Annotated in this window: 15 protein-coding genes; 8 read left to right on the forward strand and 7 right to left on the reverse strand. The window is 71.4% G+C overall.

Going from position 1 to position 17,536, the window contains the following annotated elements; genetic code table 11:
- Window positions 1–24 precede the first annotated feature (24 nt).
- From fabI to ACIBF5_RS00310, 5 genes are all read right to left on the reverse strand, one after another.
- On the reverse strand, window positions 25–792 hold the full coding sequence (gene fabI, locus ACIBF5_RS00290) for an enoyl-ACP reductase FabI (protein ID WP_396806540.1): 768 nt from the start codon (window positions 790–792) through the stop codon (window positions 25–27).
- An 83-nt stretch (window positions 793–875) separates the two neighbouring features.
- Window positions 876–1,577, reverse strand: a complete 702-nt coding sequence (gene fabG / locus ACIBF5_RS00295) for a 3-oxoacyl-ACP reductase FabG (RefSeq protein ID WP_396806542.1) — start codon at window positions 1,575–1,577, stop codon at window positions 876–878.
- Window positions 1,578–2,390: 813 nt separating this feature from the next.
- Window positions 2,391–3,341 carry a VWA domain-containing protein gene (locus ACIBF5_RS00300; protein WP_396806544.1) on the reverse strand — a complete coding sequence of 317 codons (951 nt, stop codon included), beginning with the start codon at window positions 3,339–3,341 and terminating at the stop codon, window positions 2,391–2,393.
- Window positions 3,338–4,261, reverse strand: coding sequence for a DUF58 domain-containing protein (locus tag ACIBF5_RS00305; RefSeq protein ID WP_396807322.1), 924 nt, complete (start codon window positions 4,259–4,261; stop codon window positions 3,338–3,340). Before ACIBF5_RS00305 ends, ACIBF5_RS00300 begins: the two co-directional genes overlap by 4 nt.
- 77 nt (window positions 4,262–4,338) lie before the next feature.
- Complete coding sequence (locus ACIBF5_RS00310) at window positions 4,339–5,445, reverse strand: AAA family ATPase (protein ID WP_396806546.1); 1,107 nt, start codon at window positions 5,443–5,445, stop codon at window positions 4,339–4,341.
- Window positions 5,446–5,799: 354 nt separating this feature from the next.
- Here ACIBF5_RS00310 and ACIBF5_RS00315 point away from each other — a divergent pair, with 354 nt between their 5' ends.
- The 5 genes from ACIBF5_RS00315 (at window position 5,800) to ACIBF5_RS00335 (ending at window position 9,503) form a co-directional block, all read left to right on the forward strand.
- The gene (locus ACIBF5_RS00315) at window positions 5,800–6,030 is read left to right on the forward strand and encodes a hypothetical protein (RefSeq protein ID WP_396806547.1); all 231 of its coding nucleotides are present in this window, start codon (window positions 5,800–5,802) and stop codon (window positions 6,028–6,030) included.
- Window positions 6,031–6,238: 208 nt separating this feature from the next.
- Complete coding sequence (locus tag ACIBF5_RS00320) at window positions 6,239–6,754, forward strand: PH domain-containing protein (RefSeq protein WP_396807324.1); 516 nt, start codon at window positions 6,239–6,241, stop codon at window positions 6,752–6,754.
- A gap of 28 nt (window positions 6,755–6,782) precedes the next feature.
- Window positions 6,783–8,189 (forward strand): PH domain-containing protein, encoded by a 1,407-nt coding sequence (locus tag ACIBF5_RS00325; RefSeq protein WP_396806548.1) that lies wholly within the window; start codon window positions 6,783–6,785, stop codon window positions 8,187–8,189.
- Window positions 8,190–8,271: 82 nt separating this feature from the next.
- Window positions 8,272–8,676 carry a thioesterase family protein gene (locus ACIBF5_RS00330; RefSeq protein WP_396806550.1) on the forward strand — a complete coding sequence of 135 codons (405 nt, stop codon included), beginning with the start codon at window positions 8,272–8,274 and terminating at the stop codon, window positions 8,674–8,676.
- A complete protein-coding gene (locus tag ACIBF5_RS00335; RefSeq protein WP_396806552.1) occupies window positions 8,673–9,503 on the forward strand; it encodes an MBL fold metallo-hydrolase in 831 nt (276 codons plus the stop codon). Before ACIBF5_RS00330 ends, ACIBF5_RS00335 begins: the two co-directional genes overlap by 4 nt.
- On the opposite strand, the gene ACIBF5_RS00340 is transcribed toward ACIBF5_RS00335, so the two are convergent.
- A complete protein-coding gene (locus ACIBF5_RS00340) occupies window positions 9,476–10,453 on the reverse strand; it encodes a carbohydrate kinase (protein WP_396807326.1) in 978 nt (325 codons plus the stop codon). The two genes, ACIBF5_RS00335 and ACIBF5_RS00340, sit on opposite strands and share 28 nt — an antisense overlap.
- A gap of 534 nt (window positions 10,454–10,987) precedes the next feature.
- Here ACIBF5_RS00340 and ACIBF5_RS00345 point away from each other — a divergent pair.
- Complete coding sequence (locus ACIBF5_RS00345) at window positions 10,988–12,058, forward strand: lytic polysaccharide monooxygenase (protein WP_396807328.1); 1,071 nt, start codon at window positions 10,988–10,990, stop codon at window positions 12,056–12,058.
- A 96-nt stretch (window positions 12,059–12,154) separates the two neighbouring features.
- Here the strand turns inward: ACIBF5_RS00345 and asnB are convergent, their stop codons facing one another.
- A complete protein-coding gene (gene asnB / locus ACIBF5_RS00350; RefSeq protein WP_396806554.1) occupies window positions 12,155–14,116 on the reverse strand; it encodes an asparagine synthase (glutamine-hydrolyzing) in 1,962 nt (653 codons plus the stop codon).
- 109 nt (window positions 14,117–14,225) lie between these two features.
- On the opposite strand from asnB, the gene ACIBF5_RS00355 reads away from it, so the two are divergent.
- Together ACIBF5_RS00355 and ACIBF5_RS00360 are read left to right on the forward strand one after the other, a co-directional pair.
- A complete protein-coding gene (locus ACIBF5_RS00355; protein WP_396806556.1) occupies window positions 14,226–15,725 on the forward strand; it encodes an aminopeptidase P family protein in 1,500 nt (499 codons plus the stop codon).
- A gap of 90 nt (window positions 15,726–15,815) precedes the next feature.
- Entirely contained in the window at window positions 15,816–17,528 is a 1,713-nt protein-coding gene (locus ACIBF5_RS00360; protein WP_396806558.1) for a RyR domain-containing protein, read from the forward strand.
- Window positions 17,529–17,536 lie beyond the last annotated feature (8 nt).

Consider the following 17,536-nt stretch of genomic DNA (forward strand, 5'->3'; position numbering starts at 1 on the left):
TAACACGGGGCCCCACCTCACCAGTCAGGCGCCGAGCGCGTGGTAACCGCCATCGACGTGCACGACCTCACCACTGGTCGCCGGGAACCAGTCGGAGAGCAGGGCCAGGCAGGCACGCGCCGCCGGCTCCTGGTCGGTCAGGTTCCAGCCGAGCGGTGCCCGCTCCGCCCAGGCATCTTCGAACTGCTCGAAACCGGGGATCGACTTCGCCGCCATGGTGCGCAGCGGTCCGGCCGAGACGAGGTTGCTGCGGATGCCCTTCGGCCCCAGGTGCAGCGCCAGGTAGCGGGAGGCGGACTCCAGCCCGGCCTTGGCCACACCCATCCAGTCGTAGACCGGCCACGCCTTGGTCGCGTCGAAGGTGAGCCCGACCACCGCCCCGCCCGGCGCCATCAGCGGCAACGCCGCCATCGCCAGCGACTTGTACGAGTACGTCGAGACGTGCAGCGCCGTCGCCACGTCCTCCCAGGGGGCGTCGAGGAAACCGCCGCCGAGGCAGCTCGCGGGTGCGAACCCGATCGAGTGCACCACCCCGTCCAGCCCGTCCACGTGCTCGCGGACCCGGTCGACGAGACCGGCCAACTGCTCGGCGTTGGTCACGTCCAACTCGATCACCGGCGCGGGCTCGGGCAGCCGCTTGGCGATCCGCTCGACCAGCGAGAGCCGTCCGTACCCGGTGAGGACGACCGTCGCGCCGTTCTCCTGGGCGAGCTTCGCCACCGAGAATGCGATCGACTGGTCGGTGATGACGCCGGTGACGAGCAGCCGCTTACCGGCCAGGAGTCCAGACACGTGTAGCTCCTCCAAAGGTTGGTTGCTTGATGGGACCGGAGTCGGTGACCCGACGTGATCGGAATGGTTGGCCGTACCCGGGTTCAGTGCCCCATCCCGAGGCCACCGTCGACCGGGATGACCGCACCGGTGACGTACCCGGCAGCGTCGCTGGCCAGCCAGGTGACCACGCCGGCGATCTCGTCCGGGGAGGCGAACCGCCCGGCGGGGATCGTCTTGCGGAAGTCGGCCTTGCGCTCCTCCGGCAGGTCGGCGGTCATGTCGGTGTCGACGAAACCGGGGGCGACCACGTTCGCGGTGATGTTACGGCTGCCCAGCTCACGGGTGATGGAACGGGCGACACCGACGAGGCCGGCCTTGCTCGCCGCGTAGTTCACCTGTCCCGGGTTGCCGGAAAGGCCGGTGATCGAGGAGATGAAGATCATCCGGCCCCAGCGGGCCCGGACCATCTTGGTGGCCGCCCGCTTCGCGACCCGGAACGCCCCGGTCAGATTCGTGTCGATCACGTCGGTGAACTGCTCCTCGGACATCCGCATCAACAGCGTGTCCTTGGTGATGCCGGCGTTGGCGACCAGCACCTCGACCGGGCCGAACTCGGCCTCCACGGCGGTGAAGGCGGCGTCGACGGCAGCGGCGTCGGTGACGTCGCACTGGACGCCGAAGAAGTCGGCCGGAGCGGTGCCCCGGTAGGTCACCGCGACTCGGTCGCCCTGCTTGGCGAACGCCTGCGCGATGGCCAAACCGATGCCGCGGTTCCCCCCGGTCACCAGCACGGTGCGGGCCATGGGCTCTCCCCCTTGTCTGCGTACGGATGGTGCGGGTTGGAGATTAGGCGCTACCGGCAGGTAAGCAGTAACGCGGGCCAGGTCAGACCGGGCACGACACACCCCGGGCGCTGTCGCCATCAGGCCCTTCACACCGGGGTACGACGAGCAGGATCCCACCAACCCGGGACGACCCCACGGTTCCCGCGCCGTACCGGTCGCCGGCTCGTCGACCGGTCGTGCGGCGCCCGCTCGACCGCGGTGTTGACCAGCCCGAGAAGCCGTACGCGGCTGAGCCGATCGGCAGGACTCCACACCACCGATCGGCCAACTTCGCCCCACGCCGACACGGGTGTACGATCCTTGCGTTCCGGTCCGGTTCGACAGGTGGAGGTGATCGCTGTGCGAGATAGCGATCCTCCTAGTCGTGGCCGGGCCGCTCGTCAGTCCCGCTGAGCCACGACTCTGCCGGTGAACTGACCCAGTCCCGCTCCTCGCACCGCCCGTCAACCTCGGCCGCCGCCCGGGTTCAGCACGTGTGGTGCGATCCCCCGCCGCCCGCTCGGCGCCGGGGTGCGTGGAGCGCCCGGTCACGACTTCGTGTGCGCGTCCCTACCCCTCAGGCCCCTGCCGGTCCGGTCACACCGGCGCGGGCCGCCTGAGCCGCCACCGGAGAACACAGTCATGAACCGTTTTGTCGCCCCCGTCGGCTTCACCCTCGCCGCTATGTGGGTCGTGGTCCTGTTCGTCCTGGTCAGCGGGACGCCCTGACCGTACCCAGCCCTCCGGGGCCAGCCGGTCGACACGAACCGGCCGGCCCACGGGAGATGGTCGTCAGGGCAGCCGCGAGGTCCACAGCAGACTCATCGCCGCCGCGCAGAGCGCGAGCAGCAACGCCGCCCCGGCGTACCACTGGGTGACCTCACGGGGTTCGGTCCGGAACCCGATCGAACTCCCCATGTCCTGGTAGACCTGCTTCAGCTCGGTGACCGACGCGGCCTCGTAGAAGAAGCCCTGGGTGGTCTCGGCGAGCTGGGCCAGAGCCATCCGGTCGACCGGCACCCGCTGGACCTGCCCGCCGATGTCGACCTGACCCGAGTCGGTGCCGAACGCGATCGTGGATACCGGCACGTTCGCCGCCTGCGCCGCCGCCGCCGCCTCCTCCACCGACCGCCCGGCCGTCCGGAACCCGTCCGACAGCAGCACGATCCGGGCCGGCGGAATGCCCTGCGCACCGTCGGCGGGCACCGACCGGATCGCCTCCAGCGAGGTGAAGACCGCCTCGCCGGTCGCGGTCGCCTCGGCCAGCACCAGACCGTCGATCGCCTGGGTCACCGCCGAACGGTCCTTGCCCGGCGGCACCAGCACGTTCGCCGACTTGGCGAACGAGACCAACCCCAGGTTGTACGTCGGCGGCAGCTCACCCACGAACTGCTTGGCCGCCTCCTGCGCCGCCTCCAACCGGTTCGGCGCGACGTCGTCGGCCTCCATCGACAGCGACACGTCGATGGCGAGCATGATGGTGGCCCGCTCCAACGGCTCCTCGGTGTCGACCGACGGGCGCGCCATCGCGGTCGCCAGGATCGCCAGGCTCAACAGGAAGGCGCTCGCTGCCGCGTGCCGACGCCAGCCCAGCCCCTTCGGAGCCAGGGTGCGCAACAGCTCCACATTGGTGAAACGGATCGCGTGCTCGCGACGGTGTAACTGCCGCCAGACGTACGCCCCGGCGACGGCGAGCACCGGCAGCAGCGCCAGTAACCACCACGGTTGCAAGAAACGAATCATCGCGTCGTCCCCCTGGTACGTGCGTGCCGCTGCGCGGCGACAAAACGCACCATGTCCAGCAGCCAGTCTGAGTCGGTGCGCAGCCGCAGGTGTGCCGCACCGGCGGCGCGCAGCTGATGGGCGATCGCCGCCCGTTGGGCCGACGCGGCCTCGGCGTACCGCTGCCGCAGTCGGGGATCGGCGGTCTGCACCTCGTGCAGCGCGCCGGTTTCCGGGTCGACCAGCGCGAGCACCCCGACGTCGGGCAGCTCCAGCTCACGCGGATCGACCACCTCGATCGCCAGCACGTCGTGCCGGACGGCCAGTTTGCGTACCGGCCGCCCCCACTGCTCCGGCGGCGTCAGGAAGTCGGAGATCACCACCGCCACCCCGCGCCGTCGCGGCGGGCGGTTGAGCATGTCGACCAGGGCGCCGAGATCACTACGGCCGGGTCGGATCTCGGTGGAGGCGATCGCCCGCAACAGCCCCTGCGCCTCCTTGCGGCCGGGCCGGGCCGGCAACCGCAGCACGCCGGGCCGTGTGCCGGCCGAGCCGGTCACGGTACGGGAGGCACCACCCACACCACCACTGCCGACCACCGCGCCGATCCGGTTCCCACCCCGTACGGTCAGGTGCACCATCGCCGCCGCAGCGGCGACCACGAGGTCACGCTTGAGCCACTGCCCGGTCCCGAAGTCCAGGCTGGCCGAGAGGTCCACCGCCAGCCAGGTCTCCAACTCCCGGTCGGCGACCGTCCGGCGCACGTGCGGCGTGGTGGTACGCGCGGTCACCGGCCAGTCCATCCGGCGTACGTCGTCGCCGGGGCGGTACTCCCGTGACTCCCCCGCCTCACTCCCCGGCCCCGGCAGCAGGCCCGCGTAGTCCCCCTGGAGCAGACCGTCGAGTTTGCGGGTGACCAGCAGTTGCAGTCGCGACAGCACGGCCTCGGCGCGGCCCGAGGTGGCGTCGGAGGTCGCCGGTCCGACGCCGGGGAACCGGGCCCGGTCGGCGGCAGGTGTCACGGCCGTCCCGGCCAGGCGGCGACGGGTTGCACGGGGGTGGGCGACACCGGCGCGGCGTTCTGCCGGGGTGCCACCGACGGCAACGGGATGGTGGACATCACCCGGCCGACGATGTGGTCCGCGGGTACGTCGTCGGCGAGCGCGTCGTAGCTGAGCACCAGCCGGTGCCGCAGGATGTCCGGGGCGATGTCCTGGACGTCCTGGGGCAGCGCGTAGTCCCGCCCGCGCAGCAGCGCCAGCGCCCGGGTGGCCCGGACGATGCCGAGCGAGGCGCGGGGGCTGGCACCGTACTGGATGAGCTGGGCCACGTCCGGCATCCCGTGCTCGGCCGGGGAGCGGGTCGCGAGGACCAGCCGTACCGTGTAGTCGACCAGGGCGTTGTGTACGAACACCTGGTCGGCCTTGCGTTGCAGGGCGATCAGTTCGGTGGGGCTGAACACCGGCACCGGCTCCGGCGCGGTGACCCCCATCCGGTAGACGATCTCGCGCTCCTCGGCGTCGGTCGGATAGCCCACCAGGATCTTCATCAGGAACCGGTCGCGCTGTGCCTCGGGCAGCGGGTAGACGCCCTCCTGCTCGATCGGGTTCTGGGTCGCCATGACCAGGAACGGGTTCGGCACCCGGTGGGTCTGGCCGCCGATCGAGACCTGCTGTTCCGACATCACCTCCAGCAGGGCCGACTGCACCTTGGCGGGCGCACGGTTGATCTCGTCGGCGAGCAGGAAGTTGACGAAGACCGGACCGAGTTCGACATCGAACTTCTCGCTCGACTGCCGGTAGATCCGGGTTCCGACGATGTCCGCCGGCACCAGGTCCGGGGTGAACTGCACCCGGGAGAAGGTGCCCCCGACGACCTTGGCGAGGGTCTCCACCGCCAACGTCTTCGCCACCCCGGGCACCCCCTCCAGGAGGCAGTGCCCGCGGGCGAGCAGGGCGACGAACATCCGCTCCACCATCCGGTCCTGACCCACGATCACCCGCTTGACCTCGAACAACGCGCGTTCGAGCAGGGTCGCGTCCTCCGCCGGGGTGCTCCCGGTGGTGGTGCCGCCGGTGGCGGATTCGGTCGGTGTCGGGGCGTCGGGCGTGGTCGGCTGGGCCACCGGTCCTCCACAGCGGGGTCGCGTGATCGAAAATGTCGGCGAGGCAGTCCGCCCTCCCTCGGCCGGACTGCCGCATCAAGCCTCGCACGTCCGGCCGGAAAGCCGGGTGGCGAGAACACCATTTATCACGTGGCCGTCCCCGTCGCGGCCGGATTCGTACGCCGGGTACGGCTCCGGAGTTCGTCGACGGCAACATGAAACGTCGCTCGTGGGTAGACACGACCCGGCGGGTGACGTGTACGATTCAGCCGTCGCCGGGCGGCTCCCCCCGTGGTCGCCCGGCGCTCAACCGCCCGTGTCGACTCCGGGCGCCTCCTGCGGCACCGCGCGTGCGGCCCTCCGTACACTCGCCGGGTGACCGACTCCGACCCACTCCCGACCACCCCGGTCTGTTCGGCACGAGGTTGCCGGGCGCCCGCGATCTGGGCCCTGCGCTGGAACAATCCCCGGTTGCACGCTCCTGAGCGGCGCAAGACCTGGCTTGCCTGCACGGAGCATCGGCAGAGTCTCGGCGATTTTCTCGACGCTCGCGGTTTCCTCCGCGAGGTGGCATCGATGGACCGATCGCCTACGCTCGACCCGTGAGCGAGCGAAGCGATCTCCGCTGTAGTGGTGTCCCGGTTCGCGGCGTCCACCCGCGACGTGGGGTGACCAGTTGAGCGACCCCGACACCCCCGGTCCGGCACCCGCTCCGGACAACGCGGGTCACGCCGACACCCCCGATCCCGTCCGACCGGACCGGTCCGACACTCCCGGCGGCACCGGTACGTCCGGCGTCCCGGGCGCGACCTGGGTGGGACAGCCGGCCCCCGCCGGGCCGACGAGCCCGCTGGAGCCGTGGCCGGAGACGGTACGGTGGCAGCCGGTCTCCCGGGATCTGATCTGGGTCGAGGTGCTGCGGCTCGCCGCCGGCCTGGGGGTACTGCTGGCCGGGCTCGGCATCACCTGGGCGATCACCGGCTACTGGCTCTTCGGGCTCCTCCTCGCACTGGCCGCGGTGCTCGGCGGCTGGCGGGTCTTCGCGATCGTACGGGCCGTGCACGCCTGGGGGTACGCGGAACGCGACCACGACCTACTGGTCCGGCACGGCCTGCTGGTCCGCCGCCTGTCGATCGTGCCCTACGCCCGGATGCAGTTCGTCGACGTCAGCGCCGGCCCGTTGGAACGCGCCTTCGACCTGGCCACGGTCCAGTTGTACACCGCCGCCGCGGCGAGCGACGCCCGGGTGCCGGGGCTTCGCCCGGCCGAGGCATCCCGGCTCCGGGACCGGCTCACCGCCCTCGGCGAAGACCGTGCGGAGGGCCTGTGACCATCCGCGGGTACCGGGGGCACGGCCGGTGACCGAGCCACCCCTGCCGGGCAACCCGGCCGCCCAGCCCCAGCCCACCGAACCATCGGCGGCCCAGCCGCAGGCCGTCGAGCCACCGGCCGCCCAGCCGCAGGCCGTGGAGCCTCGGAAGCGGCTGCACCCGCTGAGCCCGCTGCTGCACGGCGCCAACTCCCTCGTCGTGATCATCGCGGCGCTCTCCTGGCAGACCCTCGGCCGGGTGGGAATCGGCTGGTACGCCGCCCTGGTGACGGTGCTGCTGGTCGGCGTCGTCGTCCTGTCGCTGGTCAGCTGGTACAACACGGGTTACCACGTGGTCGGCCGGGAGCTGCGGATCCACGAGGGGCTGCTGTGGCGGCGTACCCGGGCCATCCCGCTGGAGCGGCTACAGTCCGTCGAGGTGGTCCGCCCCCTGCTGGCGCAACTCAGTGGCCTGGCCGAACTGCGCCTGGAGGTGGTCGGCGGCGGCAAGACCGAGGCGCCCCTGGCGTACGTCGCGGTCGCCGACGCGGTGGCCCTGCGCGAACGCCTGCTCAGCCTCGCCGCTCGTACGCCACTGCCGAAGCCCTCCGGTGACGGTCGGGTCGAGACGCCCGTCCCGGTCGAGTTGAACCGTCGGCACCTGCTCTCGGTGGCGAACCGGGACCTGCTGGTCAGTCAGCTGCTCACCCCGCAGGCGCTGCTGCTGCCGTTCGGGCTCGCGTTCGTGCTGTTCCAGTTCCTCTCCGAGGGGTCCTGGTCGTTCATCGCGGTGGCCAGCACCCTGACCGCCATGGCGGGCGTGCTGCTCCAGCCGCTGCGCCGGGTGCTCGCGGACTGGAACTTCCAGCTCGGCCGGGACGAGGCCGGGCTCCGCGTACGGCACGGTCTGCTGGAGACCCGCGCGCAGACGGTGCCGCTGGACCGGGTCCAGGCGGTCGGGGTGACCTGGCCGCTGCTGTGGCGGTTGAAGGGCTGGCTGCGGCTGCGACTGGAGGTGGCCGGCTTCTCCACCGACGCGGACGCGATCAACCGGGCGGACCAGCTCATGCCGGTCGGCGACCTGGGCACCGCCCAACGGATCATGGCCGAGGTGCTGCCCGGCGTGGACCTCACCATGACGCTGCCCCCGCCGCCCCGGCGGGCCCGGTGGGTGCACCCGTTGGCGCAGCCGGTGCTCGGTGCCGGGCTGGGCGAACAGGTGTTCGCGGTCCGGCACGGGTTGCTGACCCGGCAACTCGTGGTGGTGCCGTACGCCCGGATCCAGAGCGTCCGGGTGGTCCAGGGACCGTTGCAGCGCCGGCTGCGGTTGGCCACGGTGCACGCCGACACGGCGGGCGGGCCGGGCGCTGCGGCGCAGGACCGGGACATCACCGAGGCGTGGGCGTTGGCGGCCGAACTGACCGCCCGCGCACGGGCCGCCCGGACGCCCCGCTGACCCCCGCCGCCCTGACCCGCCCACCGGGTGTGGCCGGGTCATGCCGATCATCCGGCAACGGCACAGGCCCTAAGCTGCATCCATGGAACAACCGCCGGATCCCGGCTTCGCACCCGGTCTGACCGCCCGGGTTGAACTCACCGTCAGCGACACCGACACCGCCCTGGCGGTGGGTTCGGGTGACGTGCCGGTGCTGGGTACGCCCAGGGTGCTGGCGCTGGCCGAGGCGGCAACGGTGGCCGCGACCGCCACCCGGCTGCGGCCCGGGATGACCACGGTCGGTCTGCGGGTGGAACTCGACCACACGACGCCCACTCCGGTCGGGCGGACGGTCGTGGCCCAGGCCAGGTTGACCGAGGTGACCGGCCGACGGCTGTACTTCGACGTGAGCGTCACCGACGGCTCGACCACGGTGGCGCAGGGACGGGTCGAGCGGGCACTGGTCGACCGGCACCGGTTCGTGGAAAGGGCGTCACGGACACCATGAGCATCGGATTCGACGAGGTCGGCGAGCGGGTCTACCTGCTGCGCCATCCCGTACTCGACGTCAACGTGACCGTCGTCGTCGGCGACGACACGGCGCTGCTGGTCGACACGCTGTCGACCGCGACCCAGGCCGCCGAGCTGGCCGTCGCCGTACAAGCCCTCACTCCCCACCCGTGGATCCTGGTCAACACCCACCACCACTTCGACCACTGCTTCGGCAACGCCACCCTGGCCGGGGAGACGACCGGGCCGGTCTACGCGCACACGGCCGCCGCGGCCCGGTTGCGCGACCAGCCGGAACTGGTCCGCCAGCAGGCGTACGACGAGATGCGCGACCGGGAGCCGGCGCTCGCCGAGGAGTTGACCCGTACCACCATCCTCGCCCCGACGCACACGGTCCACCTGGAGTCCACGCTGGATCTCGGCGGGCGGAGGGTGGTCCTGCGGCACCTCGGGCGGGGCCACACCGACGGCGACCTGGTGGTGCAGGTGCCCGACGCCGACCTGCTGGTGGCCGGGGACCTGGTGGAGTCGAGCGGGCCGCCGTCGTTCGACGACAGCTATCCGCTGGAGTGGCCGGAGACGGTGGCGGAGCTGCTCCGGCTCACCACGCCGAACACGGTGATCGTGCCGGGGCACGGCCCGGTCTTCGACACCGACCAGGTACGCGCACAGCACGAGCAGCTCGCCACGCTCGCCTGGTTGATCCGCGACGGACACGCCGACGGCGCACCCGCCGAGCGGGTCGCCGCACGGGCACCGTTCGGCCCGGAGGTGACCCTGCCCGCGATCCGGCTCGGCTACGCGGAGCTGCGCGGCGACACCTGATCCCGACCCCGGATCGGGGTGGGAAAGCGGGAGGCCACCTGCGCCCGGGTCGGCATCGCGACCGCCGCGCCCGGTGCCTCGCAGACCAGCCCGGCGACGCGGAGGGCGTACGTCACCCGTTCCGGCCAGTCCTCCGGTGCCGGTGGCCCGGCCAGGAGCAGGTCGGCGATGAGCGCACCCATCACCGAGTCACCCGCACCGGTGGCGTCGACCGCGTCGACCTCCGGGGCGGGCACCGAGACCAGCTCGTCCCCCGTGCCGGCGGTGACCAGCGCGCCGGCCGGCCCCCGGGTGACGACCACGGCGGCGCAGCCGAGCGCACGCAGCCGCTGCGCGACCCGCTCCAGCGGTTGTCCGGGATAGAGGAGTGCGGCGTCGGCGGCGCTGAGTTTGACCAGGTCGGCACTGGCCGCGAACTCGGCGACCAGGGCCCGCAGCCGGTCCATCGCGGCGGCGTCGGGCAGCAGCCGGGGTCGTACGTTCGGGTCGAAGACGCGCCGGCCCGTGGTGAGCGACCAGGCCCGGCGGGCGGCGGCGAGCACCGGGGCGCGGAGCAGGGCGATCGAGCCGCAGTAGAGCACGGACGCCGCACGGATCAGGTCCTGGTCGAGAGCGTCCGCTTCCAGCAGGCCGTACGAGGGCGGTTCGCCGTAGAAGCGGAAGTCGGGTTCGGCACCGGCGAAGGTCGCCACGGCGAGCGCGGTCGGCGCCGGTACGGTGACCACCCCGCGCTGTCCCACCCCGGCGTCGGCGAGCAGGGCGCGGATCCGCCCGGCGAGTACGTCGTCCCCGAGTGATCCGACGAACTCGACGGCGGAGCCGAGCCGGGCCGCTCCGACGGCGACGTTGAGCGGCGCACCGCCGATCATCTGCCGGTAGACCGGCTCCCCGTCGACCTGCCCGTCGAGGAGGTCGACCAGCGCCTCGCCGATCACCACCGCGTACCCCATGACTACCCCCATCGCCGCCGTGCCGGCCCGGTACGCCGCGCCCCGGTCCGGGCTTCCGTTCGTGAACAGCATGCAGGGTGACTCCCCCGGTGGTTCGGGTCGGGCCGGGTTGTGGGCGGCCGACGCGGCCGGACGCCCAGGCCCCGGCACGGCGGTGGCACCGGATCGACCGAATGACGCGTTCGATAGACGTCTACCTATTGCCATGGAGTCCTCGTCCATGGTGCACTGACGCATACCGGGACAGCGCGGGGGCTAACGCGCCGTGCCGGATGCCGCAGGGGCCACGCGAGCAGCAGACCCGTCCGTGATCGGACCGGGCGCCGTGTCGTCGCCTGCCCGCCACCTGGGACCTCAGCACAGCGACAGGGTTCGGCGACACCTCGCGCAGGTCTGGCGACACCGCTCCCGCGCTCGCGGGATCCCACTGGTAGTCCGCAGCACCGGCATACCCACCCGCGTGCGGCACTAGCCCGAAGTAAGGAGAACTCGGTGAAACCCTTTCGCAGAGTCGTGGTGCTCGCCACCGCGGCCATGCTCACCGCCGGCGTCCTGACGGTGGTGACTCCCAACGCGGCACTCGCCCACGGTGCCGCCATGGCACCCGGCAGCCGTACGTTCCTGTGCTGGAAGGACGGGCTCAGCCCGCGCGGCGACATCCAGCCGAACAACCCGGCCTGCGCGGCGGCGGTGAACCAGAGCGGCGCGAACTCGCTCTACAACTGGTTCAGCGTGCTGCGCTCCGACGCGGCCGGCCGGACCACCGGCTTCGTCGCCGACGGGCAGCTCTGCAGCGGCGGCAACGCCAGCTTCAGCGGTTACAACCTGGCCCGTAACGACTGGCCCCTGACCCACCTGACCGCGGGCGGCACCTTCAATTTCAAGTACAGCAACTGGGCCCACCACCCGGGCACCTTCTACTTCTACGTCACGAAGAACAGTTGGAGCCCGACCCGGGCGCTGGCCTGGAGTGATCTTGAGGAGCCGTTCCTGACGGTGACCAACCCTCCGCAGAGCGGTGGGGTCGGCACCAACGAGGGTCACTACTACTTCAGCGGGCAGTTGCCGAGCGGCAAGAGCGGTCGGCACATCATCTACTCCCGCTGGGTGCGCTCGGACAGCCAGGAGAACTTCTTCGGCTGCTCCGACGTGGTCTTCGACGGCGGCAACGGTGAGGTGACCGGGGTGGGACCGGGCGGTTCCAACCCGCCGAACCCGACCACGCCCCCACCGAACCCGACCACCCCACCACCGAACCCGACCACGCCCCCGCCGAACCCGACGACGCCGCCGCCGGGCTCCGCCGGCTGCGCGGCCACCTACCGGGTGACCAACAGCTGGTCCGGTGGGTTCCAGGGCGAGGTGACGGTCCGCAATACCGGCAGTTCCGCACTGAGCGGCTGGACCACTCGGTGGACCTGGGCGAACGGCCAGACGATCGGCAGTCTCTGGAACGGCAGCTTCACCCAGAGCGGATCGGCCGTTACCGTACGTAACGTCGGGCACAACGGGAACCTCGCCGCCAACGGCACCGCCACCTTCGGCTTCACCGGCAGTGCCGGCGCCACCAACAGCGCCCCGACGGTGACCTGCACCAGTCCGTAGCTCCTCCGCACCGAAGCGGCCGGGCCCGACGCGTGACGCGTCGGGCCCGGCTCGGTGTGCGTGCTCCGGCCCGTACGGCCGGTCGTGGTGCGCCGCTCAGGCGACCATCGAGCCGACCACCGGCTTGGTGAGCAGGGCGGACTGGTTGCGCTGGATACCCGGGTCGAGGGTGCGCTCCACGAAGATCGCGTGCCAGATGCAGAAGATCAGAACGGTCCAGACCTTGCGCGAGTGGTCCGCCTCCTCCCGCTTGTGCTCGTCGAGCAGCCGCATCGCGTACGAGAGGTCGAGCAGGTCACCGGCACCGGAGGTGGCGAAGATGTGCCGGACCCACTCGTACATCTCGCCCCGCAGCCAGACCCGGGTCGGGGTCGGGAAACCGAGCTTGCGCCGGTTGACGATGGCGGGCGGCACCACGTTGCGTAGCGCCTGGCGCATGGCGTACTTGGTGGCGTCGGAACGCGGCGGCAGCTTGAGGTCGACCGGGATGCCGGCGGCGACCTCGAACACCTCCCGGTCCAGGAACGGCACCCGCACCTCCAACGAGTGCGCCATCGAGATCCGGTCGGCCTTGACCAGGATGTCGCCGCGCAGCCAGGTGTAGAGGTCGATGTACTGCATCTTCGTGACGTCGTCGAGTTCGGCGGCCTCGGCGTAGAACGGGGCGGTCACGTCGGTGTAGCGCACGCTCGGGTCGTAGCGGCGCATCAGGCGCTGCTTCTCCTCCTCGGTGAACATCCGCGCGTTGCCGTAGTAGCGCTCCTCGATCGGGGTGGTGCCGCGTTCGAGGAAGCTCTTGCCCTTGACTCCCTGCGGGATCGCCTTGGAGACCGCCCGCAGCCCGCGCTGCATGCCGCCGGGCAGGCTGTTCACCGCCCCGAGCGAGAGCGGCTCGCGGTAGATCGTGTAGCCGCCGAAGAACTCGTCCGCCCCCTCGCCCGAGAGGACCACGGTGACGTGCTCGGCGGCCTTCTTCGCCACGAAGTAGAGCGGCACCAGCGCCGGGTCGGCCACCGGGTCGTCCAGGTGCCAGACGATCTTCGGCAGGGCATCCATCATGTCCTGCGGACCGATCTTGGTGGCGATGGTGGTGACGTCGAGCGCCCGGGCCGACTCCTGGGCCACGTCGATCTCGGAGTAACCCGGCACGTCGTAGCCGACCGTGAAGGTCAGGATGTTCGGGTTGAACTCGCGGGCCAGGGCGACCACCGCGGTCGAGTCGATGCCGCTGGAGAGGAACGACCCGACCGGTACGTCGGCCCGCATGTGCATCCGTACGCTCTCCCGCAGCGTCTCCCGGATCTGGTCGTAGAGCCGCTGCTGGTCGTCGACGGGGGCGGGCCGGAACACCGGGCGGTACCACCGGCGCACGTCGATCCGGCCGCCCGGCGTCCAGGTCAGGTACTCGCCCGAACCGATCCGGCGGATGCCGTGGTGCAGCGTGCCCGGCTCGGGCACGTACTGGAGGGTGAGGTAGTGCGAGAGGCTCGCCCCGTCCACCCCGGCGTCACCGGCGTGCGCGGCCGGTGCGAACGGCAGCAGCGCCTTCTTCTCCGAAGCCAGGTAGACCCCGTCGTTGGTCTCCAGGTAGTGCAGCGGCTTGATGCCGAAGTAGTCCCGGCCACCGAACGCCCGCCGCTCCTGCCGGTCCCAGATCACGAACGCGAACATGCCGCGCAGCCGGGTGAGGACCTGCTCGCCCCAGTAGTGGAAACCGGCGACGATCACCTCGCCGTCGCCCTGGGTGGCGAACTGTGCCCCGAAGTCCCGAGCCAGCTCCTCGCGCAGCTCCAGGTAGTTGTAGATCTCACCGTTGAAGGTGAGCAGGTAGCGGCCGTCGGCGTACGGCAGCGGCTCGTGACTGAGCGCCACGTCGATGATCGACAACCGCTTGTGCGCGAAGACGGCGTCCGCCCGGGTCCCCGTCGCGTCGGCGATGAGTTCGACACCGGTCTCGTCCGGTCCCCGGTGATGCAGGCATTCCAACGCTCCGGCGAGGGCGTCTCGGTGCGCGCTGGCGTCGCCGCGCGCGCTGAAAAAGGCCAGGAGTCCGCACATGGCGGTCATCTTTCCACGCGCGCCGCACACGTGTGCCGGCACCGCTGGGAGATCTCGACACGCAGGCGCGGTACGGTCTGAAGGCAGGCTGGCGTGGGAGGAGCGGGACATGGGTGACGAGCAGAACAAGAACACCCCGGAGACGACACGCGTCGAGTCGCACGACCCCGACTTCCCGGAAAAGTTCCTCGCCTTCATGCGGGGCGGGTGGCGTGACGCGGCCCTGACGGTGAACCCCCGTCCCGAGGTCCCGAACTACGCCAAGCGGCGGGCCGCCCTCTCCGCCGCGTTCGCCGGTGAGACCCTGGTGATCCCGACCGGCGTCGAGAAGGTACGGGCGAACGACACCGACTACCCGTTCCGGCCGGGCAGCGACTTCGCGTACCTCACCGGTGACCACGACCCGGAGAGCGTGCTGGTGCTGCGCCCGAACGGGTCCGGCCACGAGGCCACCCTCTTCACCCAGCCGCGCAACTCGAAGGAGTCCGACGAGTTCTTCCGCAGCCGCAACGGCGAGCTGTGGGTGGGTCGCCGGCACACGCTGGCCGAGAAGTCGACCGAGCTGGGTGTCGAGACGGCGCCGTTGACCGAGCTCGGGGCCGCGCTGGCGGACTGCGCGCCGGGGCGTACCCGGGTGCTGCGCGGGCTCGACCCGTCGGTCGACGCCGCTGTCCGCCCGTACGACACGGCCGCGGCGACCGGCGCGAAGCCGGCGGGCAGGCTCGGCCGGGACCGCGAGCTGGCCGCGGTGATCAGTGAGCTGAAGTTGGTCAAGGACGAGTGGGAGATCGCCCAGCTACAGGAGGCGATCGACGCGACCGTACGCGGCTTCGAGGACGTCGCCCGGGTGCTGCCGGCCGACCGACCGGTGGCCGAACGGCTGCTGGAGGGGGTCTTCGCGCTGCGGGCCCGGCACGACGGCAACGACGTCGGTTACAGCTCGATCGTCGGGGCCGGCGAGCACGCCACGATCCTGCACTGGATCCGCAACACCGGCGCGACCCGTCCGGGCGATCTGCTCCTGATGGACATGGGCGTGGAGGGACGGAACCTCTACACCGCCGACGTCACCCGGGTGGTGCCGGTGTCCGGCACGTTCAGCCCGTTGCAGCGCCAGGTCTACGACATCGTGTACGCGTCCCAGCAGGCCGGGATCGAGTTCATCCGGCCCGGGGTGAGCTTCAAGGACGTGCACCGTACGTGCATGCGGGTGCTCGCCGAGGGGCTCTCCGAGCTGGGGCTGCTGCCGGTGAGCGTGGACGAGGCGATGGACGATTCGTCGACGCTCTACCGCCGCTGGTCGCTGCACGGGTTCGGGCACATGCTCGGCATCGACGTGCACGACTGCGCGAACGCCCGCAAGGAGCACTACCGTGGCGGCACCCTGGATGAGGGCTACGTGCTCACCGTCGAGCCCGGTCTCTACTTCCAGCCGGAGGACGAACTCGTCCCGGCGGAGCTGCGTGGTGTCGGCATCCGGATCGAGGACGACGTACTGGTGACGCCGGCCGGTGCGGTCAACCTCTCGGCCGGCCTTCCCCGGCAGGCCGACGAGGTGGAGACCTGGTTGGCGGCCCAGCGTGAGGCGGGGCACCGGCTCCCGGGCTGACGGGTTACCGGCACTTGTCGATCCTTGTGGGGGCGAATCGCAACGGTACGATGACGCTGCGTTCATGCCCGATCCCCCACGGGAGGCGTCGTGCCCGGCAGGAATCTCGGCGAGCCGCCACGCGCGCCGACCATGGACGTGTTGCGCCTGATCTTCGCGATGATCGGGGTGGCGTCGCTGGTCCTCGGCTATCTCGGCCTCGACAGTTTCCTCGATGGGGACGCGCACCCGCTGGACCTGCTCTACTACGACCTCCAGCTCTTCGTCCTCGGCTCACCGCCGCTGGACGACGGCGGCACGTTCCCGGTGCCGCTGGAGATCGCCCGGTTCACCGCCCCCGCCGTCACCCTGTACGCGTTCATCGAGGCCGGCCGGCTGGTCTTCGCGACCGAACTGCGCCGGCTCCGGGTACGGCAGGCGCGCAACCACGTGATCGTCTGCGGTGACGGCATGATCGCCAACACCCTGGCTCGCCGGCTCCGGGCCGACGGCGAACGGGTGGTGACGGTTCCGTCGGGTGCGATACCGACAGCGCCGGGGGCCCGGCGCGTCGCCCGCGCGGCCCGGGATCCGGATCTGCTCCGGGCCGCGGGCGTGGGCCGGGCACGGGCGCTCTACGCCTGCACCGACGACAGCGCCGCGAACACCGCGATCGCCCTCGCCGCCGCCCGCCACGGCCGGCACGGCCAGCACAGCCCGCTCTCGGTCTACGCCGAGGTCGCCGACCCGGAACTCTGCCTCGCGCTCCAGGCCCGGCACCTCGGCCTGACCGGCCAGCCCGGGGCGCGGGTCGAGTTCTTCCACATCGACGACCTGGCCGCACGGAAGCTGCTCAGCCAGGAGCCCCCGGTCCCGGTCCACGATCGACCACCCCGGGTGCTGATTCTCGGTGCCACCGCATTCGGCCGCTCCGTGCTGGTCGAACTCGCCCGGCGCTGGCGGGTCCGCGACCCGCAGGACGAGCGACCGATTCCACTCGCCCTGGTCGACGGGGCTGCCAACCAGGCCCGGGAGCAGCTCACCCAGCGTTTTCCCTTCCTCGACCGGGTCTGCCAGATCACCGCGTACGACGGGGACCTGGCCACCTTCCTTTCCGCCGGTGGGTTTCCGCTACCGCCGGACCGGGTCTTCATCTGCTACGACGACGAGCAGCGGGCGTTGAAGACGGCGCTCACCGCCGAGCAGTTGTGGCACGGCGAGCCCGGCTCGGTGGTGGTGCGGCTGGACCGGCTGGCAAACCTCCGGGACGCCTTCGGCGGCCCCGGTGAGCGGCTGCTCGACGACCTCTCCGGCACCCTGCGCCTGTACGGCGTGGTGCGCGCCGCCTGCGATCCGGAACTGATCGGGGACGACCTGGCCCGCGTGATCCACGAGAGTTATGTCGCGTCCCGGCAGCGGCGGGGCGAACGGCCGGAGGAGGCGCCCGCGCTGGTTCCCTGGGAGAGGTTGCCGGAGACACTCCGGGTCGCCAACCGCGCCCAGGCCGAGGACTTCGGCGGCAAGCTGCGAGAACTGGGATGCGCACTCTCCCCCCGGGTGGGGCCGGGTGAGGAGTACACACTGGCGGAGCCGGAGATAGAACGGCTGGCGGTGCTGGAACACGAGCGCTGGGTGCGGGAGCGTACCGCCAACGGCTGGCGGTACGGTGAGCCGCGCGACGACGCCCGGCGGCTGCACCCGGCGATCATGCCATGGGAAAATCTCGGGGCGGAGATGCGCGCACGCAACCATGATGCGATCAGGGAAATGCCCGTCATCCTGGCCGATGCCGGCTTCCGGATCGTCCGGGTACGGCACGCGTGACAACGAAC

The organism is Micromonospora sp. NPDC050417 (assembly GCF_044458865.1).
GTDB lineage: Bacteria > Actinomycetota > Actinomycetes > Mycobacteriales > Micromonosporaceae > Micromonospora_G.